This is a genomic window from Actinomycetospora sp. (assembly GCF_036497245.1).
GTDB lineage: Bacteria > Actinomycetota > Actinomycetes > Mycobacteriales > Pseudonocardiaceae > Actinomycetospora.
The window spans coordinates 1-21,816 of sequence record NZ_DASXJS010000001.1 but is presented as its reverse complement, the minus strand read 5'-3'; the positions used below and the strand labels follow the sequence as shown (position 1 = coordinate 21,816).

Here is a 21,816-nt window from a genome sequence, read left to right as displayed (position 1 = left end):
CACGCGTCGATGTCGTGCACCCGCTCGAGCAGCACTTCGGTGATCGTCACGGTGGTCCTCTCGCGATCTCGTCGTTATCTGCCCGTGATGTCGTCCGGGACGCCCTCGGCGTTACAGGCGACGTGACCGCCGTTCGGGTGGCGCCGGACGGGCCCCGGGTCCGGGGATGACGAGGACCGCGACGGCCACCCCTGTGGTGGCCGTCGCGGTCGTCGATCGCGAGTCTCGTTCAGGCGCTGCGCGCCGGGTGCAGCCGCGTGATCTCGTCCTCGGTGGGACGGTCCGCAGCGGGGTGCTCGACGAGCGCCAGCACCCGCGAGGACATGAACCGGGCGGTGCGCACCGGGTTGCCCCCGCGCGTCACCTCGCTGACCTCGGTCACCCCTCGTCCTTGTGTGATCTCGACCCGCCGCCCGGCGCGGGTCGCCTCGATGTCCCAGCTCTGGGTGCGCCCACCGGCGTCCACGACGATCTCGACCCGGTCTCCGACCACGGTCGCCCTTCTTTCCTCAGAGGTCTTCCCACCAGGGAAAACACCGTCGGAGGGGCCACTGTTCCGGAGGTGGCCTGCGGCCTCGTGAGCACTTTCCGGGGCTATGGCACCGGAAAGTGCTCACGAGCGCGAAGCGCACCTAGATCGACTGCTCCCCGAGGAACCCGGTGACGATCTTCGTGAAGTCGTCGGGGCGCTCGATGTGGAGGCCGTGGCTCGACCCGGCGCCGGTCACGAGCTCGAAGCGGGCGCCCGGAATCGCGTCGGCCACCTTCTTCGCCTGCCACTGCGGGGTCAGCAGGTCCTGCTCCCCGACGACGACCACGGTCGGCGCGGTGATCCCGCCGAGCCGGTCGATCGAGTCGTGCGCGAGGTCGGCGTCCCACTGCTCGACGGTCACCTGCATCTGCGCCTCGTTCTGCGGGAACGCGGGCAGCATCGGCTCGAGCATCGCCGCGAAGTCCGGGTGGTCGAGCAGCTGGGGCGAGAAGGCGAGCCCGGAGACGGCCAGCGCCGAGTCCATGTCGCGCAGCACGTACGGCAGCCGGAACGCGCTGAGCACCGAGCGCTGGAATCCGTCGCAGCGACCCCAGGTGGCGAACATGACCGCGGAGGCGACCTGGTCGGGGTGGGCGAGCGCGAGCTCCTGCGCGACCGCGGAGCCCAGCGACCACCCGAGCACGTGGGCGCGCGGGATCTCGAGCGCCTCGAGCAGGGCGGAGGCGTCCTCGGCCATGGAGGCCACGCTGATCGGCCCGACGCCGCGGTCGCTGCCGCCGAGGCCGCGGTTGTCCATGGCGATGACCTGGTGGGTCTGGGCGAGGCGGGACGTGATCTCGCCCCACAGCGCGATCGCGCCGGACGTTCCCATGATCAGCAGCAGCGGCTCGCCGCTGCCGCTGATCTCGTAGTTCAGGCTGACGCCGGTGCGGACGGGGATCTGGGGCACGGGTGGTGTCCTCTCGTGTGAAGGGCGGTCAGCGGTACTGCAGGCCGTCGTCGAGGTCGGCCTGCGGGAGCGCGACGCGGTCGTGGTCGTGCTCGTGCATGTGGGTCCACGGCTCGCGGTCGCCCTGCTTGAACATCTTGTCCTGAGAGCGCATGACGTAGCCGGGGCTGAAGTTGTCCGGGCTGCTCCACGGCAGGAGCGGCATGTCCTCGTCGCCGGACCGCAGCGCCGGGACGACCGTCGAGGCGCCCCGCTCGGACATCTGCGTGAAGATCCGCCCGATGACGTCGTTGACCAGGTCGATGCGCAGCGTCCAGCTGTGCCGGAAGTAGCCGAAGGCGTAGGCCATGTTCGGGACGTTGCTGATCATCATGCCGTGCCAGGTGACCTGCCGGGAGAAGTCGACGGGCTCGCCGTCGACGGTGAAGGGCACGTCGCCGAAGACCGCGAGGTTGAAGCCGGTCGCGGTGACGATGATGTCGGCCTCGATCACCTCGCCCGACGCGAGCTGCACGCCCTTCTCGGTGAACTCCTCGATCTTGTCGGTGGCGACGGACACCTTCCCGTCGCGCATGCGCTCGAAGAAGTCGCCGTCCGGGACGAACGCGATCCGCTGCTGCCACGGCCGGTACGCCGGCGTGAAGTGCTTCTCGACGTCGGTGCCCTCGGGCAGCAGCGGCCGGATCGTCTCGATCAGGAACTCGTGCAGCTGGTCCGGGTCGTCGCGCCCGGTCGTCGCCAGCCAGTCCAGCTGCTGCACGTAGGTCCGGCGCAGGATCTCGTGCGTCCACTCGGCGGGCAGGTCCAGCGGCTCCAGCATCGTGGCCAGGTCGTGGACGGTCGGCGCCGGGAACCAGTACGACGGCGAGCGCTGCAGCATCGTCACGTGCGCGGCGGTCTTCGCCACCGCCGGGACCACGGTGGCCGCGGTGGCGCCGGACCCGATGACGAGCACCCGCTTGTCGGCGTACTCCAGGTCCTCGGGCCAGGTCTGCGGGTGCACGACCGTGCCCTCGAACCGCTCCAGGCTGGGGAACTCGGGCGTGTAGGGCTCGTCGTGGTTGTAGTAGCCCTGGCACATCCACAGGAACGACGAGGTGACGCGCACCTGGTCGCCGGTGTCGGTGCGGGTGACCTCGGCGGTCCAGCGGGCGTCCTCGGACGACCAGTGCAGTGCCGTCACCTCGTGGTGGTAGCGGATGTGGTCGGCGAGGTGGTCCTCGTCGATCATCTCCTGCAGGTACTGGCGGATCTGGCCGCCCTCGGCGATGGACGGGCCGCTCCACGGCTTGTCCCGGAAGCCGTAGGTGAACAGGTCGCTGTCGGAACGAATCCCCGGGAAGCGGTGGGTCCACCAGGTCCCGCCGTGGTTGTCCTGGGACTCGAGGATCGCGAAGCTGCGGTCCGGGAACTCCTCGCGCAGCCGGTGCGCGGCGCCGATTCCGGACACACCGGCTCCGACGATCAGGACGTCGACGTGCTCCTGTGCGCCGCTGCGGTGGTCCTGGGTGGCGGTGGCGGCAACGGTCATGGCCGTCCTCCCGGGGTCGAGGGTGACGTCGGTCGCCCGGACCGTAGAGCCGTGCGTCACACCCCGAGGTGTCCGAACTTCGGACACGTGGTGTCCTTGACGTGGCTCACGTGATGTGAGGCGGTGCACAGAGAGGTGCGGTGCATGGGTGACGTCCTGGCTCGACGCCGACTACTGGCCTCCGCGCGCGCGGAGCTGCTGGAGCGGCCCGACGTCGAGCTGCCGGGGATCCCCGGGCTCGTGGCGGCGTCCTGGCGTCGCAGCGTCGCCTCCGGCGTCGACCCGGGTGCGATCGTCAACCGGTACCACGAGGACCTGGACGTGGAGTCCCGCCTCGTGCAGTGCGCCCGCCCGGTGATCGAGCGCCTGGCGGAGCAGACCGCTGGCGTCCCGGTGTGCGTCGTGCTGACCGACGACCAGGCCCGCCTGCTCGTCCGCCTCGACACCGCGAGCTCGATCGCGCGGGCCGCGGACGGTCGCCGGTTCGCCGCGGGGTTCGGCTACGCCGAGGGCGCGGTGGGGACGAACGGGGTCGGCACCGTCCTGGAGTCCGGCGGGTCGGTGCACGTCGTCGGCGCGGAGCACTTCAACGAGCAGCTGCACGACTACGCGTGTGCCGGTGCGCCGGTCCGCGACCCCTTCACCGGACGGATCGAGGGCGTCCTCGACGTCAGCTGCCGGGCCGAGCACTCCTCACCGATCCTGCACTCGCTGGTCCGCTCGGCCGCCGTCGGCATCCAGGACGCGCTGCTCCACGACCGGGACGAGGGTCGGCAGGCCCTGTTCGACGCGTACAGCCGGATCGATGCCCGCGCCCGGCGCGCGGTGTTCGCGGTGGGCCGCCGGACCGTGCTGGCCAACACCGCCGCGCAGACCCTGCTCGACCCGGCCGACCTCGTCGCATTGCAGGACCACGCCCGGTTCGTCATGGGCCGCGGGTCCGACGTCGACCACCGCCTGGACCTGCCGTCGGGGGTCCGGATCCGCATGCGGGGGACCGCGGTCACCACCGGGAGCACGGTCGCCGGTCTGGTCGCGGTGGTCACGGTGCTGCAGGAGGCCGACGGGCCGGCACTCACCCGCGTGGCCCACGACGACCGCCCGCTGCCCGAACCCACGAGCAGCAGCCCGGCCTGGCGGTCGGCGTGGACCGCAGCGGCCGAGACGCTGCGGGCGCGGACCCCGCTGCTGGTGGTCGGCGAGGCCGGCTCGGGCCGCAGGCGGCTGCTCGCCGACCTGGACCGGGCGCTCCACGGCGCGAGCCGCGTCGTCGAGATCGGGCCGGCCGACGAGGGGGAGGGGCCGGCCGCGCAGGTCCGGCGGGCCGGACCGTCGCCGCTGGTCGTGCTCGGTGATCTCGACCGGTGGGGCGACCACGTCCCCGCCGGGTTGGCCGAGGTCCTGCGGGAGCCCGGGGCACGGTTCGCGGCGACCGCCGAGGACACCACGCGGTGCGGGCCCGCCCTGGCGGGGCTGGTCGGCCGGTTCGAGCGTTCGGTGACGCTGCCACCGCTGCGGAACCGGTCGGGGGACCTGCCGTCGCTGGTCGCGGACGTGCTCGCCGATCTCGCGCCCCGCCGCGACGCCCGACTGTCCGCGGAGGCGCTGCGGACCCTGACCCGCCACCGGTGGCCGGGCAACGTGCGGGAACTGCGGGACGCGCTCGACATGGCGCTGCGGAGGCGACCCGTCGGGACGATCGAGGTCGGTGACCTGCCCGAGTCCGCCCAGAGCTCACCCCGGGTCGCGCTGCGCCCGTCCGACGAGGCCGAGCGCGACGCGATCGTCGGGGCACTGCGTGAGTCCCGGGGCAACCGGGTGGCCGCGGCCACCGCGCTGGGGCTGGCCCGTTCGACGCTCTACCGCAAGATCTCGCTGTACGGCATCACCGACTGAACGCGCGGTGACCGAGCGGCCTGTGACCCAGGCGTCCTCCGACGCCGCGGGCCTGGGATCCGCCGGTCGGTCCGGTTACAGTCGCCGCATGATCGGCGCTGCTTGGCTGACCACGCGGGGGCACATCGACCTCGCACGCGTGGCCTCCGCGCTCTGTCGTCCCTGACGTCGATCCCCCCGCTCGCGACGCGCGAGCCGCCTCCCGCCCCTCGTGCCGGCGGTTTCCACGACGTGTCCCCGTCTCGACCTCCGCCCGCTCGTGCCGGCCCCGGTCGCGGCGCCGTCGTCGTGGGTCGCCCCCGGCTGACGCCCGCCTGCCCCCGGCCCGACCTCCAGCGAAAAGGACACTCCCGTGACCACGACGGTCAGCACCGACCCCGCCATCCGCGCCGCCTACACCGACGAGGAGCTCGACGCGGTCTTCGGTCCCGTGTTCGCGCGGATCGCCGACGGCGCGGTGCAGCGCGAACAGGACCGCTCGCTCGCCCACGACGCGGTCGCGGCCCTCAACGAGGTCCGCTTCGGCGCCCTGCGGGTGCCGGTCGAGCTCGGCGGCTACGGCGCCTCGGTGCGTCAGCTCTTCCGCCAGCTGATCAACCTGGCGGCCGCGGAGTCGAACCTGCCCCAGGCGCTGCGGGTGCACTGGTGGTTCGTCGAGGAGCAGCTCCTGGCCGAACCGGGGCCGGAGCGGGAGCGCTGGCTGCGGGCGGCCGCCGACGGCGTGCTCATCGGCAACGCCATCACCGAGCCGGGTGTCGGAGCCATCGACCGCTACCGGACCACGGTGACCCCGGACGGCTCGGCCGACGGAGACCTGCGGCTGACCGGCACCAAGTACTACAGCACCGGCAGCCTCTACTCCGACCACATCGTGGTCGCCGCCGACCGGGACGGCGAGCGGGTCGCCGTGCTCGTGGATGCCGACGCCGAGGGCGTCACCCAGCACGACGACTGGGACGGCTTCGGCCAGCGCCTCACCGCCAGCGGCACCACCGAGTTCGACGGGGTGTCCGTGCCCGCCGACCGGATCCTGGGCCCGGGGTACGGGACGCCGGGACGGACCTACGGGACCGCGTACCTCCAGCTCGTGCAGCTCTCGGTGCTCGCCGGCATCGCCCAGCGCGCGACCGACGACGTGGCCGCCTGGGTGCGCGAGCGCACCCGCACCTTCACCCACGCCGCGGCCGACCTCCCCCGGCACGACCCGCTCGTGCAGCAGGTGATCGGCCGGCTGTCGTCGACCGCCTGGTCCGCCCGCACCCTCGTCGGGGAGATCGCCGGTCAGCTGGAGCACATCCTCGCCACCGACACCGAGGACACCGACCTGCTCGACCGGGTCGAGCTCGACGTGGCGCACGCCCAGGCCCTGGTGATCCCGTCCGTGCTCGACGCCACCACGCAGTTGTTCGAGGTGGGCGGGGCGTCGATCACCTCGGAGAAGCTGCGTCTGGACCGCCACTGGCGCAACGCCCGGACGATCTCGGTGCACAACCCGCTGATCTACAAGCTGCAGACGGTCGGCGACCACGTGCTCAACGGCTCCGAGCTGCCCTACGCCTGGAGCGCGGGCAAGCGGTAGGCCGTCGGCAGTGGAGCCTCGCCGCGACCGCATGATCGAGATCTGTGCGGCGGATCGCCGCAGATCTGACGCGTTCCGCCGCACAACTCGAGATCATGGTCCTTGCAGGCCCGGGATGATCACGCTCACGGCGCCAGGACGGTGTCGAGCCAGTCGACGGTGCGCTGGTGCCACAGGGCGTCAGGTCACGGTGCCCTCCGCGGGCCGGATGTTCTGGTTGATGTGGAAGACGTTGTCCGGGTCGTAGCGCCGCTTGGCCCGGGCGAGCCGGTCGTAGTTCCCGCGGTAGGCGGCCCGGACCCGGTCCTGACCCTCGTCCATCATCATGTTGACGTAGCCACCGCCGGCCGCGGTGGGGTGCAGCGCGTCCGCGTAGTCCCTCGCCCACCGCGAGATGACGTCGGCGTTCGCAGGGTCGGGATCCACACCGACCACGACCCCGGCCCAGCCGCCCTCGCGGTAGGGGAACGCGGTCCCGGAGTCGGACACCCGGGCGGCGGCACCGTCGATCGGATAGAGGTGCATCGTGGAGTGCCCGGTGGGAAGTTGCGCGCCGAAGCGGACGTGCACGTCGATGGCGGCGTCGGAGATCTCGCGGAAGAAGTCGGTGCGCCAGTACCACTGCAGCCCGGCGGGGTAGAGCGGATCGAAGGCGCTCTGCAGCGCGGTGAACGGCATCGCCTGGATGCCGTCGAGCAGGGGTGAGCCGAAGCTCCTGATCGGGGCGAGGATCTCGTCCGCGCGGTCGTGCGCTCCGGTGTAGCACCAGACGATCGCGCAGGCCTTGCGACCCCAGAGCTCCTCCGGGAACGGCGCCACCGGCGGCATCGTCAGCAGACCCAGCCAGCCGCTGATCTCCTCGGGCAGCGAGGGCACCAGGTCGCGGTACCAGCGCATGACCTCGGGGGCGTCGGCCAGATCGTAGAAGACGGGCCCGCCGATCACGGTGCCGTGCTCGCCGATGTCATGGCAGGTGAAGGTGAACGAGGTGACGATGCCGAAGTTCCCGCCGCCGCCGCGCAGCGCCCAGAACAGCTCGGGGTGGGACGTCTCGTTGGCGACCACGAAGGTGCCGTCGGCGAGCACGACGTCGGCGGCGATCAGGTTGTCGACGGTGAGCCCGAAGCGCCGGGAGAGGTATCCGATCCCGCCACCGAGGGTCAGCCCGGCGACGCCGGTCGAGGCCAGGAATCCCGACGGGGTGGCCATGCCGAACGCGACGGTGGCGTGGTCCACGTCCCCCCAGGTGCACCCGGCATCGACGCGGACGGTCCGGTGCTCGGGGTCCACCGTCGTGCTGCGCATGAGCGAGAGGTCGACGACGAGGGCGTCGTCCCAGACGCCGTGACCCGCGGCGTGGTGCCCGCCGCCGCGGACGGCGATCTCGAGGCCGTGGGCACGCGCGAAGGCCACGGCGGCCACGACGTCGGCGGCGTCGCGGCAGCGGGTGATGACCGCAGGCCGCTTGTCGATCATGCCGTTGTAGACGGCCCGGGCCTCGTCGTAGCCGGGGTCGGTCGGGGTGATGACGTCGCCGCGCAGGGTGGCGGCGAGCTCGTCGTACGGTGCGGTGGCAATGGTGGTCACGGGAGATCCCCTTCGGATCGGCGCCCGGTCAGGTGGGGCGCGTCACCGCCGACGCTAGGAACGGACCGTTCGCCCAGCGTTCCGGTCCGACCCCGGCCTCAGGGGGTCGGGCGAACGCCGGGCGCCGCGGCGGGAACGCCCCGCTCGGCGAGGTCGCGCTCGCAGCGCCGGAGCAGCGCGACGCTGCCCTGGGAGGCCGCGAGCGCGACGGCCGAGCGCAGCCGCGTCACCGCGCCCGACCCGTCGTCGAACGCGGCGCGCATCCGCATCACCTCGGGGCTCCACCACAGGTCGCCGCGGGACCGGCCGCTGACCAGGGCCGCGTCGAGGGTCGCGCGGGCGGATTCGTCCTGGCCGAGCTGCGCGCTCAGGTCGGCGACCAGGGACAGCCAGTACGGCATGCGGGTGAAGGAGCCGTCCGCGGTGAGGTTCGCGACGCCGCGATGGGCGAGCTCGAGACCCTCGTGGTCCCCGCGCTGCCATCCGCTGAGCACCAGGACCCATTCGCGGTAGTAGGCGAAGGAGTACCGGGCGCAGAGCTCGCGCAACTCGTCGACGGTCTCGGCCAGCTCGACGGTGTCGCCGCGCATCTGGTGGGTCACGGCGCCGTAGGCCAGCGCGAGCGCCACGTTGTAGGCGTCGTCGATCGTCCGGGCCAGCGCGATGGCCTCCCGGGCGCTGGCCAGCGCCGCGTCGTCGTGACCGAGCAGCCAGTGGGCGTGGGCGGCGAACGCCCGGCCGTGCACGTCGGGGCGGCTCCCGATGCTCAGCCGGGGCCCGCCCCCGTGCGTCGCCCCGAGCTCCAGGTGTCGCAGGCCCTCGGCGGGTCGGCCGAGGCTGACGGTCGACCCCCCGACGGCGAAGTGGGCCTGCCAGCTCAGCGTGGAGCCGGGTTGGACGAGCCCCAGCGCCCGGCTCGCGATCCGGTGGCCGGCCGCGATGTCGCCCCGGACGAACCACGAGCCCCAGAGTCCGACCAGACCGGTCACCATGGAGTCCCGGCGGTCGAGGGTCTCGGAGACCTCGACGGTGTGCTCCAGGACCTCCCGGAGCTCGGGGGACGAATAGCCGTACCGGGCGTTCAGTGGAGCCGACATCGCCTCCAGGGTGGCCAGCTCACGGGTGCTCCGGTCCCGGCTCTCCGGCCAGGTCGCCAGGATCGCGAGGACCTCCTTGTGCAGCCGGATGGCCTCCGCGTGGGCGAAGCGGTCCGCGGCGACGGCGGCCGCGCGCCCGTAGTACTCGACGGCCCGCGCGGCGCGGCCACCGTGGGCGTACTGCTCGGCGAGCTGGGCGGAGACCGCGTCCGGGTCGTCGGCGTGCAGCAGCTCGAGCGCCTGGGCGACGCGGCGGTGCAGCAGCCAACGCTTCGGCGGGCTCACGCGGGCGTACGCGGTGTCGCGCAGCAGGTCGTGGGAGAAGTCGTAGCCGTCGTCGATCTCGTGGATGATCCGTGCCCGCCACAGCTCGTCGACGGCCCGCACCACGCTGTCGGCGTCGAGATCGGTGGCCTCGGTGAGCAGGTCGAGAGTGAAGTTCCGACCCACGGCCGCGGACAGCCCGGCCAGGTCGCGGGCCTCGGGGCTCACCTGGTCGATCCGGCGGGCCAGTACCGCGCCGAGGTCACCGATCGGAGGCGGTCCGCCTGCGCGGTCGCCGTCCCCGCGCGTGGCCTCGATGACGTAGAGCGGGAACCCGCCGGTGGTCGCCTGGAGCAGGTCCCGGTCGCTCACGGTCAGGGGGCGCTCGGAGATCGCCTCGGCCAGGCGAGCCGTGTCGGGACCGTCCAACGGACCGACCGTGACCTCGCTCAGCATCGTCGTGCCCCGCATCCGGGCGGTCCACTCCTCGAGCCCGGGCTCGTGGTCGAGGCCCTCGGCGCGCACCGTCGCGGCGACCATCACCGGGGTATCGGGACCCAGGCCCAGGTAGAAGGCGAGGAACGCCCTCGTCTCCTGGTCGCACCATTGCAGGTTGTCCAGGACGAGCAGGGTGGGCCGTCCGGTGCCGATCAGGGCACGCGCCAGCCCCTCGAAGAACCGGTGGCGTTGCCAGGCCTCGGCCATCGCGCGAACGCCGACCGGCTCGGCCCGGCTCCTCCCGGTAGGGACCAGGCGGTCCACCTCGACGCGCCAGACCTGCTCCAGCGTGGACATCGTCGACTGCACGGCGGGGGTCCGGAGCCAGTCCGCGACGGGAGCGAGCGCGAGCCGACCGGAGGTCCCGAAGCACTGGGCCGTGGCGACCACCGCGCCCTGCGCCCGGGCGAGCTCGGCCACCTCGCCCACGAGGCGGGTCTTCCCGACGCCGGCATCGCCCCGGACGAGCGCCAGTCTCGGGCGGCCCGCCGACGCGTCCGCCCAGACGTCCCGGAGGAGACCCAGCTCGGTGCTGCGCCCGACCAGCCGGGCGGCCGCGAGCCCCGACCGGCCCGGCGCGGGCGGCTCGCCCGGGCTCGGCGTCTCGGCCGGGCCGACGCGGGCCAGCAGCCGGTCCAAGGAGGCACGCGTCGTCGGGTCCGGTTCGACACCGAGCTCGCGCTCGAGGACGGAGGCGCAGCGGTGGAAGGTGCTCACGGCGCCTGCGCGGTCGCCGAGGTCGCCCTGCCAGTCCATCAGCCGGCGGTATCCGGCCTCGTCGAGCGGTCGCAGCTGGGTCCGGCGTCGACCGTCGGCGACGGCGCCTGCGAGATCGCCCGTCCGCGCCCGCGTCCCGGCGAGCAGATCGAGCAGGTCCACGCACCGACCTTCGAGCTCGGATCGGGCCTCGAGCACCCAGTCGTCGTAGCCACCGGGCAGGAGCTCTCCCCGGTAGGCGTCCGCGGCCGCGGCGGCGTGGGCGAGGACGCCGTCGTCGTCGTGGGCGGTCGCGGCCGCCAGCGCGGCGTCGTGCTCGCGCTCGAAGACCCGGACGTCGACCCGGCACGACGAGGTGTCCTGCCAGCACAGATCCCTCGGCGTGACGACCAGGGAGGGCTCGTCGCCCAGCACGCCGCGCAGATGGTGCAGCTCGCGCCGGAGGTTGGTCAGCGCCTGCTCGTCGGCCGAGTCCGGCCAGAACAGGGCGGCGATCCGCTGCCGCGTCTGGGGGGCCTGGGCGTGGACCGCGAGAAAAGCCACCAGGGAGACGGTCCGCGACGACCGCGTCCGCAGCGTGCCTGTCGCATCGCTCATCACCTGCTCGCCCAGGAGACAGATGGTGAACATGCCGACCTCCGGACTCGAACCGTACTCGGCGCGAGAGTGACGACAAAGAGGTCGGCCGACATTCCCCCGATGTCGCCCACCGCGACGGAATCGGAACTGTTCGTGAGGGTCCGGCGACTCGGATCGCGATATGGGGAAGTCCTGCCGGCGGAGCCGATCAGGCTCTGTGCGATGCGCCGATCCCGCAGATGGAGCAACGATTGCAGATCTGTCGGCGAGGTCGGCGGATCACGCGACGAGATCGTCCAGGACATCGTCGGCGGTGATCTGGTAGGCGCCGTCCAGGAGCGCGGTGAGGATCACCGCGTCCCGGTCGCGCCGCGCGAGCGAGACCGCGAAACCGGTTCGGAACAGCTCGCGGGCGGCCGTGTTCCCGGGGAGGACGCGAGCGACCAGCCGGTCGATCCCCACCGCCCGCGCCCGTCCGGTGAGCGCGGCGACGAGGGCGCGACCCACGCCCCGGCGCTGCCGTTCGTCGGCCACGGCGACGGCGATCTCGGCCTCGCTGCTGCTCACGGACCCCTCGCGGGAGCGGGGAGTTCGGATCATGTGGGCGACGCCGATCGCGGTGCCGTCGTCGGCCTCGGCCACCAGGGCGATGCGGTCCTGCTCGTCGACGTCGAGCAGAGCCCGGCGCACCACGGAGGGCAGCGACGGGATCGGGCTGTGGAAACGCAGATATCGGCTGTGCGGCGAGAGTCGTCCGACGAAATCGTCGAGCAGATCGGTCTCGTGGCGACGTAAGGGGCGGATCAGCGGTTCCACGGCGACTCCCTCGATCGGGTGGCCGCCCGACGCGGGCGGCGACGGGAACGAGGCTAGGAATGGCCCGTTCGCCCACCGTTCCGGAAATGCCACGGTGAACGGGAACGCGGCGAACGACGAACGCCTCGGGGGATGTCGTCTCTCGCCGTGGCCGGTTCGTGACGAGACGTGGCGGCGTTCGGTGCGGGCGTTCGGCGTTTCGGCGAACCGCCGCCGATGAATGCGGAACGGGAACGGGGCGGGAACGGGGCGTTCCTAGCGTTCGACCCGTCGGCGTTCCACGGAGAGGGCGCCACGGTCCACGAGGAGCCGGTCCCATGTCCGACACCCGACCCACCCCCATCCGCCCCCGCCCCAGGAACGACGCCCGCGTCGTCACCGAGGCCGCCGAGCTCGGGACCGTCCTCGGTATCTGGGCGCACCCGGACGACGAGGCGTTCCTGTCGGCGGGCCTCATGGCGGCCGCCCGGGACGCCGGCAACCGCGTCGTGTGCGTGACCGCCACGCTCGGCGAGCACGGCACCGACGACCCGCGGCACTGGCCCCCCGAGCGGCTCGCCGCGGTCCGGGGCCACGAGGTCGCGGCCTCGCTCGCGGCTCTCGGGGTGTCCGAGCACCACATCCTCGGCATCACCGACGGCACCTGCGCCGAACAGCCCCCGGACGGCGTCGTGCGCCGCCTCGCGCGGATCGTCTCCGACGTCGCCCCGGACACCATCGTGACCTTCGGCCCCGACGGTTTCACCGGCCACGAGGACCACCAGACCGTCTCGCGCTGGGCCACCGCCGCCCGCGCGACGGCCGCGCCCCGGGCCCGGTTGCTCTACGCGACGACGACAGCGGAGTTCGCCGGCTGGTGGGAACCCACGCGGCACACCTTCCCGGTGTTCCTCACCGACGAGCTCCCGTTGCGCACTCCGCGGTCGGCCCTGGCCGTCGAGCTGAGCCTGGACGACGCCCGGCTCGACCGGAAGATGGTCGCCCTGCGGGCCCAGGCCACTCAGATCACGGGGCTGATCGCGGCCCTCGGCGAGGAACGGGCCCGGGAATGGTGGTCCAGCGAGACCTTCGTCGCCGCCGAGTACGCCGAGTCCCGCTCGTCCTGGGCGACCTGGCAGGTGGCGGCATGAGCACCGCGAGCCGCGCGGACGCACTCATCCCGCCGATGGTCCGTCACGGCGGCCGCGATGCGGCCGCGGTCGTGCTGGCCTACGTCCCGTTCGGGGTCACCCTGGGAGCGACGCTGGGGCGCACCGGTGTGGACCCGCTGACCGCCTGGGCCAGCTCGCCGTTGATGTTCGGCGGGGCCGCCCAGCTGGTGTCGGTCCAACTGCTCGACGCCGGGGCGAACACGATGGTCGTCATCCTGGGGGCGCTCGTCGTCAACGCCCGCCTGTTGCTCTACAGCGCCTCGCTGGCGCCCCACGCCGGCGGGTGGCCGACCCGGTGGCGATGGCTCGGCGCGTACCTGCTCGCCGACCCCGTCTACGCCCTGGCCGTCGGCCGCTTCGCGCGCCCCGACCACGGCGGCGACGCCCGCGACCGCCTCACGTACTACCTCACCGTCGGGCTCACCGTGTGGGCCGGCTGGATGGCCCTCACCGGAGCCGGGGCGATGCTGGCCGGTGTGCTCCCGGCGTCGCTGCCGCTGCAGCTCGCCGCGCCGCTGACGTTCCTGCTCCTGCTCCTGCCGATGCTCACCGACCGGGCCGCGTACGCCGCCGCCGCGACCGGCGGAGCGGTGGCGGTCGTCGCCTCGGGACTGCCGCTCGGTCTCGGGCTGCTCCTCGGCGCCGCCTCGGGTGTCACGGCCGGCGCTCTGGTCGGAGCCCGCGATGCGTGAGCTCCTGATCCTCGCCGTCATCGGCCTCGGCACCTATGCGATGCGCGCGGTGTTCCTCGTGCGGGCGACCACCGATCCGCCCGCGCGACTGGCGCGCCTCCTGCCCCACGTCGGGCCTGCCGTGCTGGCCGCGATCACCCTGCCCGCCCTGCTCGCCCCACGCGGCGAGATGTCGTGGACCGAGTCCGTGCCCTCGCTGCTCGCCGGGCTCGTCGCCTGGGCGCTCTGGCGGCGGACCACCAACCTGCCGGTCGCCCTGTTCGGTGGGCTCGCCCTGTGGTGGCTCGCGACGTGGCTGCTGACGGTGCTCTGACGGCCGTTCCGCGACTCGCGGCGCGGTCGGTCCGACAAACCGTCGTTCACCGATTTTCGTTCACTCAAGCGGGTGATGATACCCGGCGCGTCGGGCTGGAATTCCGGTGATCGAGTTGTTCGGGATCGGACGACCCGGAAGGGGTGCTGACCTGCGCCGACCCCGGGCAGTCCGGACGACCGCAACCGTGATCCGGTCGTGATGTGCGCTCGAATGTCTACGGCTGCCCGTCGAAGCTGTGCGTATCAGTGGTGTGTCGGGCTCGTTGTGGGCGCCAACACAGTCTTCACCTCGCACCGTCGGCCCACGGCCGTCGGCGGCGCGGTTGTCGGGGAGGGTTCGACGACGATGCCAAGCCACCGCGCCACCACGCGCTCGCGGTCACGACCCGAGCGGCCCGCCAAGCAGACGGTCCTGGGCTCGGACCTCAGCCGCCGCCGCTTCCTGGGCTACGTCGTCGCCGGGTCGACGGTGATCGCCGCGGCCGAGCTGGGGCGCGAGTCGCTCTTCGGGTCGACGCCCAAGGCGTCCGCGCTCGCGGTGCCGTCCACGCCGCAGACCCCCGAGATCTACGACCTCTCGGACGCCATCCGGGACGCGGCGCGGCCCACGGCGAACCTGATCCGGGTCAAGGTCAACCGGGACAACACGGTCTCGTTCGCGCTCCCGCGCTCGGACAACGGGCAGGGCATCATCACCTCCACCCAGATGATCATCGCCGAGGAGATGAACCTGGACCCGGACCAGGTGGTGGTGACCCTGGCCGACGCCCGGCCGGAGCTGGTCTTCAACCAGCTGACCGGGGGATCGACCACCACGTTCAGCACCTTCACCCCGATCCGGGTGGCGGCCGCCATCGCCGCGGGCCGGCTCCTCGACGCCGCGGCCGCCGAGATGGGGCAGGACAAGGCGGTCCTGACGAGCCGGGCCGGCTCGATCACCGACACGGCCGGGAAGGCCCTGTCGTTCGGTGAGCTCACCGCGAAGGCGGCGGCACCGGTCACCCAGGCCGTGCAGGTCGCGCTCAAGGACCGCGAGAAGTTCACGGTCATCGGCAAGCCCCGGACCAAGTCCGACGCGCGCGAGATGGTGACCGGCAAGAAGAAGTTCACCACTGACCTGCAGCTGCCCGACGCGCTGCCGACGGTGATGTGCCGGGCGCCCGACCTCAACGGCTACCCGCGCAGCGTCCAGAACCTCGACCAGGTCCGCACGATGCCCGGGATCACGGATGTGGTGAAGGTCGAGGGCGGGGTCGCGGTCCGGGGGAACACCTTCGGGCAGTGCATCGACGCGGTGAACGCACTGAAGGTCACCTGGGCGAACGGGACCGAGCACGGGGCGGACGACGCCTCGGTGCTCAAGAAGCTCCGGGCCGCCGAGCTGCCCCTGGTCGCCCCGAAGGGCCCCGGCTCGCTCGAGGGCGACTTCGTCTTCTACTTCCGCAGCAACGCGTCACTGGAGACCAACTGCGCGATCGCCGACGTCAAGGCGAACAGCGCGACGATCTGGGGGCCGTCGAAGAGCCCCATCGCCGCCCAGGCCGAGATCGCCAAGAAGCTGGGCATCCCGCAGAACTCGGTGACCTTCCACGTGATGGAGGGCGGCGGGTCCTTCGGGCGCAAGCTCTTCTTCGACGCCGCGGAGGAGGCCGCGCTCATCTCGAAGGCGATGGGCAAGCCGGTGAAGCTGATGTGGACGCGTTCCGACGACTCGCGTCAGGGCCGCACTCACCCGATGGCGACCTGCCGCATCCGCGCCAACGTCACCGCGGACGCGGTCACCAGCTTCGAGATCCGGCACACCAGCGTCGCCACCGAGGTGAACCCGGGCCTCTCCGAAGCCATCTCGGCCGCGGCCAACAAGGCCCCGTTGGGGAACCTGACCGTCTCGGAGTCCATCTTCGAGACCACCCAGTTCACCCCGTACAACTTCGGCGCCTCGACCCGGTTCCTCAACGAGGTCGACATGGGGTTCAACACCTGCTCGATGCGCAACATCTACTCGCCGGACGTCGCCACCGCCCGCGAGCTGATGGTCGACCGGATCGCCGCCAAGCTCGGCAAGGATCCCTACGTCTTCCGGTCGGAGTTCGCGAAGCAGGCGCGCTACAAGGCCGTGCTGGACCGGGTCGCGCAGGAGGCCGACTGGGGCAAGTCGATGGCCGACGGCACCGCGCAGGGGATCGGCATGCACGTCGAGTACAAGGGCGCCGCGGCGTGCATCGTGGAGCTCGACTGCCGGCCCGAGACCGTCAACCGGAAGATCCGATCGGCCCGGACCGGACCCCGCGTGACCAAGGTGACCTACGTCGTCGATGCCGGACTCGTGATCAACCCCCGGGGTCTCGAGGCCCAGATGATGGGCGGGATCAACGACGCCCTCGCGATGACCCTGACCTCGAGCCTGCACCTCACCGACGGTCATTTCATCGAGGCCAGCTGGGACAACTACTTCTACACCCGGCAGTGGAACACCCCGCCGGAGATGAACATCGTCATCATGGACTCCGACGCGCCCGAGCCGGGCGGGGCCGGGGAGTTCGGTGTCGCCGCCACCTGCGCCGCGATCGCCTGCGCCTACGCGAAGGCGACCGGGAAGGTCCCCACCTACTTCCCCCTGGTCCACAAGGACCCGCTGCCCTTCGAGCCGTACCCGACGTCGCCGCCGGTCCCGCCGTCGCCGACCAACGGCCTGCAGACCACCTTCTGAGGGAGTCCCCATGCCCACGCACACCTTCAAGCTCAACGGCGAGCAGGTCAGCGTCGACGTCGAGGACGACGTACGCCTCCTGTGGGTGATCCGCGACCTGCTCAAGGTCACCGGCCCCAAGTACGGCTGCGGCATCAACGTCTGCAAGGCGTGCACGAGCCACATCAACGGCAAGGCGTTCAACCCCTGCTCGGTGCAGGTCAAGGACATCCAGCCCACCGACGAGGTCACCACCATCGAAGGCCTCGCCGACACCGCCCCGGGCGGCGGCCTGCACCCGATGCAGGACGCGTGGATCGACAACGACGTCGCCCAGTGCGGCTACTGCCAGCCCGGCCAGATCATGGCCGCCGTCGCGAAGGTCCGGCAGTGCCAGGCCGAGGGGCGCGACGTCGACGACGACGCGATCGAGGAACTGCGCAACATCTGCCGGTGCGGCACCTACAACCGCATCCGCGAGGCCATCAAGGCCGGCTCGAAGAACATGTGACGTCGACCCACCCGCTCCCCACCCCGAGAGGAACTCCCCGATGACCACTCGCACCGCCCGCACCCTGGCCGCCGCTGTCGGCATCGCCGGGGCCGTCCTGCCGCTCGCCGGCGCAGGCATGGCCCAGGCCGCGACCACCGACCAGTCCACCGACGCCGCGGGCTCCGACGCGACCACCGGCTACCCCAGCACGCAGAGCCCGACCCAGGGCCCGACCGCGGTGCTCGCCACCCTCGGCAACGCCGCCTCGTCGATCATGGACGCGAACAACCACGCCACGGGCAACGGCCGTCCCGAGGACGCCGACGGCACCGACACCCAGTACCCGCAGCCCGACCCCCGCTTCGTCGAGGGTCCCGTCGGCGGAGCGCTCCTCAACGGGCCCTTCGAGTGACCGGCGCCCTGAGCCCCGTCCACTGGCTGATCATCGTCGGGGTCCTGCTGCTGCTGTTCGGCGCGAAGAAGCTCCCCGACCTCGCCCGCTCGGTCGGGCAGTCGGCGCGCGTGCTCCGCAGCGAGATGCGCGAGCTGTCGCACGAGTCCGGGAGCCGGACACCGGACGCCGCCGCGGACCAGCCCTCCCACGCCCCCCTCGGGGCGGCGGTGCCCGCGACCGAGCAGGTCCGGGCGAGTCAGACCGGGAGCTGAGGGAACCGGCGCGCGGTCAGCCGGCCGCGCGCCGGTCCGCCTCGCGGGCGGCCACGTCCGCGGCCGAGCAGAACCCGCCGCCGTGGCGCTTGAGGCAGAGCAGTCCGAGCAACCGGCCGTCCGGGTCGACGACGGCGAGCCGGCGCTGCTGACGGGCCGCCATCGCCTGCCGGGTCGCCTCGAGCTCGTCGCCGGGCCCGGCGACCCGTCCCGCCAGGGCGCCCACCGACCGGGCCCGGGCGCCGTCGGGTGCCCCGACGAGGTCGTCGCGCTCGACGACGGCCACGAGCACGCCGTCACTGACCAGCAGCAGCGCGTGCACGTGACCGTCGGTGAAGAACGCCCGCGCCGCACCCACCGAGGTGTCCGGCGGGTGGACCCGTGGGGTCCGGAGGTGGGCGTCGGCGACGGTGGCGGTGTTCATGGGCAGGCCTAGACGCGGCCGACCTCGACCCGGGTGTCGGAGAACGTCGGGGCGTTCCCCAGGTCGGCGAAGACGAACGGGTTGACCGCGCTCACGGTGGTGCCCTCCTTCGCGTTCTTCGCCCACGATCCCATAGGACACACCACCACGCCCGGGGCGACGTCCGCCGAGATGTGGGCCAGCGCGACGAAGCGGCCGCGGTCGTTCGACACCGCGACGTAGTTCCCCTCGTCGATCCCGCGGGCCTCGGCGTCGGCAGGGTGGATCGTGACCGTCTGCTCGCCCTGGACCCGCTTCTGCATCGCCTGGTCGCCCGCGCTGGAGTTGATGAAGGCGTGCGACTTCGGCGAGAGCAGGTTCAGCGGGTAGACCTCGCTGCGCTCGCGCGGGGCGACGTAGTGGGGGAGCGGGTCGACGGTGCCGCCGGGCTGGAACTCGTCGTAGAGCTGCCGGAACAGCGGGACGACGAAGTTGCCTGCCGCCTCGAGGGCGGAGCTGCGGAACTCGGTCCTCCCCGACGGCGTCGGGAAGTTCCCGTCCGCGTGCGGCCGGTACTCGTCGGGCGAGGGAAGGTTCAGCCGGGCCCACCCGGTCTCGCGCAGCGAGGCGAGCGTGATGCCCTCCATCGCCGGGGCCGACCAGTCGTAGGCCTGCTCGAGCAGCTGCTCGTCGGACAGGCGGAAGTACTCGTCGTCGAAGCCCATCGCCGCGGCGAGCCGTCGGAACAGCTCGGTGTTGGCGACGGCCTCACCCTCCGGCTCGACGGCCGGGATGTTGATGGTGACGTAGAAGTGCCCCCAGCTGAACATGATGTCGTGCTGCTCGAGGGCGGTGGTGGCGGGCAGCACGATGTCGGCGTAGCGAGCGGTGTCGGTGAGGAAGTGGTCGCTGACCACGGTGAACAGGTCCTCGCGCCCGAGGCCGCGCGCGATCTTCTCCTGCTCGGGGGACACGACCATCGGGTTCGAGTTGTAGACCATGAGCGCCGAGATCGGCGGGTCGAGCGCCAGCTCCCCGGTGAGCGCCTGTCCAAGGAGGAACTGGTTCACCACCCGGGTGCCGGGCGTGGCCATCTCCGGGTGGATGAACGCCGGCCAGTTCACCGGGTGCGCCCAGAGCGGGAGCTGCAGCAGACCGCCGCCGACGTGCCGCCACGCGCCGACCAGCGCGGGCAGGCAGGCGATCGAGCGCACGGTCTGCCCGCCGCCCGCGTGCCGCTCGATCGCGACCCCGATCCGGATCATCGCCGGGTCGGTGGTGGCGTACTCCCGGGCGAGGGTGCGGATGTCCTCGGCGGGGATGCCGGTCTCCTCCGACGCCCACTCCGGGGTGTACTGCGTGACGCGCTCGGCGAGCTCGTCGAAGCCGAGGGTGTGGTCGCGGACGTAGTCCTCGTCGTGCAGGCCCTCGCCGATGATCACGTGCATCATCGCCAGCGCGAGGGCGCCGTCGGTGCCGGGCCGGATCGGGATGTACCAGTCGGCGCGCTGCGCGGTGCGGTGGCGCATCGGGTCGATGCAGACCACCTTCGCCCCCCGCTTCTGGGCCTCGGCGATGACCGGCCAGAGGTGCAGGTTCGTCGAGATCGTGTTCGAGGCCCAGATGATGATGTATTTCGAGTGCACGAAGCTCTCCGGGTCGACGCCCGCCGTCGCGCCCACCGTGGCGGCGTACGCGGTGCAGGAACCGGAGTCGCAGTAGGTGCGCTCGGTGATGGTGGCGCCGAGCCGGTGGAAGAACGCGTCGCCGACCGACAGACCGTTCAGGACGCCCTGGTTGCCGAGGTAGCTGACCGGCATCACGGTCTCGGGGCCGTGCTCGGCGATCTTCGCCCGGAACGTCGAGGCGATCGTCTCCAGCGCCTCGTCCCACGAGATCTGCTCGAAGCGCCCGCTGCCCTTGGGACCGCTGCGGCGCATCGGGTGCAGGACCCGGTCGGGGCTGTAGGTCTTCTCCTGATAGTTGTTGACCTTGACGCACAGCCCGCCGCGGGTGATCGGGTGGTCGGGGTCCCCGGCGACCTTCGTGGCGCGCCCGTCCTCGACGGTCACGAGCATCGCGCAGGTGTCGGGACAGTCGTGCGGGCAGGCGGCGCGGACCGTGGTGGTGGTCGGCGTCAGCGTGAGGTCGTCGGTTGCCGTCATGCGGGCTCCCCGGGGTGATCGCGCGGTGGTGGGCGCCCCGGGGCCGCGCCTCGGGGGCGGTCGTCGTCGGCCGGTCGACGGATGATGGACCGCGTCTGCGGCGTCAGGCTTGTCGTTGGGCGCCAGATGCGGAGTTCGTTGACCAGGGTTGTGGGCCGCCCTAGCGTCGCTCGTCACGCGCAGCCCACCACCTGCTCGGAGTCCGTTCGTGAGCCGTGTTCGCCATCCCGTCGGGCCCTTCCCGGACACCGGGCCGGAGTTCACCAACCGCTGTGCCGCGGGCACCGCCGACCACGTCGCGTCCTGGCGCGAGATGCTGCGCGAGCACTTCGTCGCCCTCGACGTGACCGACACCGACGACGGTGGATTCGACGGCGAGGTCCTCAGCACCCTGGTCGGACACCTCTCGGTGGCCGTGGTGAGCTCGGCGCCCCAGACGTGCGTGCGCACCCCGGGGCTCGCGCGTCGTGACACCGAGGCCTACTTCCAGGTCGGCATGATGTCGCAGGGGACGGCCGTCCTCTCCCAGGACGGTCGCGAGGCCCACCTGGGCCCCGGGGCGTTCGCGGTCTACGAGACCGACCGCCCGTTCTCCTGGCACTTCGACGAACCGTGGCAGCTGCTCGTCCTGACCTGGCCGCGCGAGCTGGTGAACCTCGGCGCCGACGTGTCCCGCGCCGCCACCGCGCGCGCCCTCGGCGGCGACCGGCTGGGCGCGATCGTCGGGCACGCGCTCGCCGAGACCGTGACCTCCCCGCCCGAGGTGACCCCCGAGGGCGGGCGCCGACTGGCCGGGCAGCTCGCGGCACTGCTCGGGACCGCGGTCGGGGAGTCGCTGCGCCACGGCGACGTCCTGTCGCCGCGCAGCGCGCAGGACCTGCGCCGCCGCGTCGAGGGCTACGTCGCCGAACATCTCGAGGACCCCGCGCTCGGACCCGAGGACATCGCCCGCGCGCACTTCATCTCGGTCCGCGCGCTGCACCGGGTGTTCGCCGACGCCGACCTCACGGTGGGGGCGCTGATCCGCCGCCGGCGTCTGGAGCACGCCCGCCGCCAACTGCTGGATCCGCGGGCCGCCGACCTCAGCCTGACCCGGATCGCCCACGACTGCGGCTTCGCCGACCTCGCCTCGTTCAGCAGGCGGTTCAAGCTCGAGTACGACGAGCCCCCGGGCACCTACCGCCGCCGGGCCGGGCTGCGGCCCGCCCACTGACCGTTCAGTTCCAGGTCGTGACG

Annotated in this window: 18 protein-coding genes; 10 read left to right on the top strand and 8 right to left on the bottom strand. The window is 72.4% G+C overall.

Going from position 1 to position 21,816, the window contains the following annotated elements; genetic code table 11:
• Positions 1-229 precede the first annotated feature (229 nt).
• The 3 genes from VGI02_RS00090 to VGI02_RS00080 form a co-directional block, all read right to left on the bottom strand.
• Positions 230-493 (bottom strand): DUF8836 family protein, encoded by a 264-nt coding sequence (locus tag VGI02_RS00090; protein ID WP_331625181.1) that lies wholly within the window; start codon positions 491-493, stop codon positions 230-232.
• Between the two features lie 139 nt (positions 494-632).
• Complete coding sequence (locus VGI02_RS00085; protein WP_331625180.1) at positions 633-1,442, bottom strand: alpha/beta fold hydrolase; 810 nt, start codon at positions 1,440-1,442, stop codon at positions 633-635.
• Between the two features lie 28 nt (positions 1,443-1,470).
• Positions 1,471-2,973, bottom strand: coding sequence for a flavin-containing monooxygenase (locus VGI02_RS00080; RefSeq protein WP_331625179.1), 1,503 nt, complete (start codon positions 2,971-2,973; stop codon positions 1,471-1,473).
• Positions 2,974-3,117: 144 nt separating this feature from the next.
• On the opposite strand from VGI02_RS00080, the gene VGI02_RS00075 reads away from it, so the two are divergent.
• Both VGI02_RS00075 and VGI02_RS00070 read left to right on the top strand, forming a co-directional pair.
• The gene (locus tag VGI02_RS00075) at positions 3,118-4,869 is read left to right on the top strand and encodes a sigma-54-dependent Fis family transcriptional regulator (protein WP_331625178.1); all 1,752 of its coding nucleotides are present in this window, start codon (positions 3,118-3,120) and stop codon (positions 4,867-4,869) included.
• 352 nt (positions 4,870-5,221) lie between these two features.
• On the top strand, positions 5,222-6,448 hold the full coding sequence (locus VGI02_RS00070) for an acyl-CoA dehydrogenase family protein (RefSeq protein WP_331625177.1): 1,227 nt from the start codon (positions 5,222-5,224) through the stop codon (positions 6,446-6,448).
• A gap of 180 nt (positions 6,449-6,628) precedes the next feature.
• Here the strand turns inward: VGI02_RS00070 and VGI02_RS00065 are convergent, their stop codons facing one another.
• From VGI02_RS00065 to VGI02_RS00055, 3 genes are all read right to left on the bottom strand, one after another.
• Positions 6,629-8,035 carry an FAD-binding oxidoreductase gene (locus VGI02_RS00065; RefSeq protein ID WP_331625176.1) on the bottom strand — a complete coding sequence of 469 codons (1,407 nt, stop codon included), beginning with the start codon at positions 8,033-8,035 and terminating at the stop codon, positions 6,629-6,631.
• Positions 8,036-8,133: 98 nt separating this feature from the next.
• The gene (locus VGI02_RS00060; RefSeq protein ID WP_331625175.1) at positions 8,134-11,241 is read right to left on the bottom strand and encodes an ATP-binding protein; all 3,108 of its coding nucleotides are present in this window, start codon (positions 11,239-11,241) and stop codon (positions 8,134-8,136) included.
• A gap of 228 nt (positions 11,242-11,469) precedes the next feature.
• Positions 11,470-12,006, bottom strand: a complete 537-nt coding sequence (locus tag VGI02_RS00055) for a GNAT family N-acetyltransferase (protein WP_331625174.1) — start codon at positions 12,004-12,006, stop codon at positions 11,470-11,472.
• Positions 12,007-12,323: 317 nt separating this feature from the next.
• Here VGI02_RS00055 and VGI02_RS00050 point away from each other — a divergent pair, with 317 nt between their 5' ends.
• The 7 genes from VGI02_RS00050 (at position 12,324) to tatA (ending at position 18,012) form a co-directional block, all read left to right on the top strand.
• Complete coding sequence (locus VGI02_RS00050) at positions 12,324-13,136, top strand: PIG-L deacetylase family protein (protein WP_331625173.1); 813 nt, start codon at positions 12,324-12,326, stop codon at positions 13,134-13,136.
• Positions 13,133-13,849: an AzlC family ABC transporter permease gene (locus tag VGI02_RS00045; RefSeq protein ID WP_331625172.1), complete on the top strand. Its 717-nt coding sequence runs from the start codon at positions 13,133-13,135 to the stop codon at positions 13,847-13,849. Before VGI02_RS00050 ends, VGI02_RS00045 begins: the two co-directional genes overlap by 4 nt.
• Positions 13,842-14,162: a branched-chain amino acid transport AzlD family protein gene (locus tag VGI02_RS00040; protein ID WP_331625171.1), complete on the top strand. Its 321-nt coding sequence runs from the start codon at positions 13,842-13,844 to the stop codon at positions 14,160-14,162. The genes VGI02_RS00045 and VGI02_RS00040 overlap by 8 nt, the downstream gene beginning before the upstream one ends.
• Before the next feature lie 348 nt (positions 14,163-14,510).
• On the top strand, positions 14,511-16,874 hold the full coding sequence (locus VGI02_RS00035) for a molybdopterin cofactor-binding domain-containing protein (RefSeq protein WP_331625170.1): 2,364 nt from the start codon (positions 14,511-14,513) through the stop codon (positions 16,872-16,874).
• A 10-nt stretch (positions 16,875-16,884) separates the two neighbouring features.
• Positions 16,885-17,364, top strand: coding sequence for a (2Fe-2S)-binding protein (locus VGI02_RS00030; RefSeq protein WP_331625169.1), 480 nt, complete (start codon positions 16,885-16,887; stop codon positions 17,362-17,364).
• Between the two features lie 40 nt (positions 17,365-17,404).
• Positions 17,405-17,758 carry a hypothetical protein gene (locus tag VGI02_RS00025; protein WP_331625168.1) on the top strand — a complete coding sequence of 118 codons (354 nt, stop codon included), beginning with the start codon at positions 17,405-17,407 and terminating at the stop codon, positions 17,756-17,758.
• Positions 17,755-18,012, top strand: coding sequence for a Sec-independent protein translocase subunit TatA (gene tatA, locus VGI02_RS00020; protein ID WP_331625167.1), 258 nt, complete (start codon positions 17,755-17,757; stop codon positions 18,010-18,012). The genes VGI02_RS00025 and tatA overlap by 4 nt, the downstream gene beginning before the upstream one ends.
• 16 nt (positions 18,013-18,028) lie before the next feature.
• On the opposite strand, the gene VGI02_RS00015 is transcribed toward tatA, so the two are convergent.
• Together VGI02_RS00015 and VGI02_RS00010 are read right to left on the bottom strand one after the other, a co-directional pair.
• Entirely contained in the window at positions 18,029-18,436 is a 408-nt protein-coding gene (locus tag VGI02_RS00015; protein WP_331625166.1) for a CBS domain-containing protein, read from the bottom strand.
• A gap of 8 nt (positions 18,437-18,444) precedes the next feature.
• Positions 18,445-20,580, bottom strand: a complete 2,136-nt coding sequence (locus tag VGI02_RS00010) for a molybdopterin-containing oxidoreductase family protein (protein WP_331625165.1) — start codon at positions 20,578-20,580, stop codon at positions 18,445-18,447.
• A gap of 208 nt (positions 20,581-20,788) precedes the next feature.
• On the opposite strand from VGI02_RS00010, the gene VGI02_RS00005 reads away from it, so the two are divergent.
• Positions 20,789-21,793 (top strand): AraC-like ligand-binding domain-containing protein, encoded by a 1,005-nt coding sequence (locus VGI02_RS00005; protein WP_331625164.1) that lies wholly within the window; start codon positions 20,789-20,791, stop codon positions 21,791-21,793.
• Positions 21,794-21,816: the final 23 nt, after the last annotated feature.

Bases quoted from the DNA above. Each gene is read 5' to 3' on its own strand.
- VGI02_RS00045 (WP_331625172.1), top strand. From the start codon at position 13,133: ATGAGCACCGCGAGCCGCGCGGACGCACTCATCCCGCCGATGGTCCGT.
- VGI02_RS00035 (WP_331625170.1), top strand. From the start codon at position 14,511: ATGCCAAGCCACCGCGCCACCACGCGCTCGCGGTCACGACCCGAGCGG.
- VGI02_RS00015 (WP_331625166.1), bottom strand. From the start codon at position 18,436: ATGAACACCGCCACCGTCGCCGACGCCCACCTCCGGACCCCACGGGTC.
- VGI02_RS00060 (WP_331625175.1), bottom strand. From the start codon at position 11,241: ATGTTCACCATCTGTCTCCTGGGCGAGCAGGTGATGAGCGATGCGACA.
- VGI02_RS00030 (WP_331625169.1), top strand. From the start codon at position 16,885: ATGCCCACGCACACCTTCAAGCTCAACGGCGAGCAGGTCAGCGTCGAC.
- VGI02_RS00040 (WP_331625171.1), top strand. From the start codon at position 13,842: ATGCGTGAGCTCCTGATCCTCGCCGTCATCGGCCTCGGCACCTATGCG.
- VGI02_RS00025 (WP_331625168.1), top strand. From the start codon at position 17,405: ATGACCACTCGCACCGCCCGCACCCTGGCCGCCGCTGTCGGCATCGCC.
- VGI02_RS00010 (WP_331625165.1), bottom strand. From the start codon at position 20,580: ATGACGGCAACCGACGACCTCACGCTGACGCCGACCACCACCACGGTC.
- VGI02_RS00075 (WP_331625178.1), top strand. From the start codon at position 3,118: ATGGGTGACGTCCTGGCTCGACGCCGACTACTGGCCTCCGCGCGCGCG.
- VGI02_RS00050 (WP_331625173.1), top strand. From the start codon at position 12,324: ATGTCCGACACCCGACCCACCCCCATCCGCCCCCGCCCCAGGAACGAC.
- VGI02_RS00080 (WP_331625179.1), bottom strand. From the start codon at position 2,973: ATGACCGTTGCCGCCACCGCCACCCAGGACCACCGCAGCGGCGCACAG.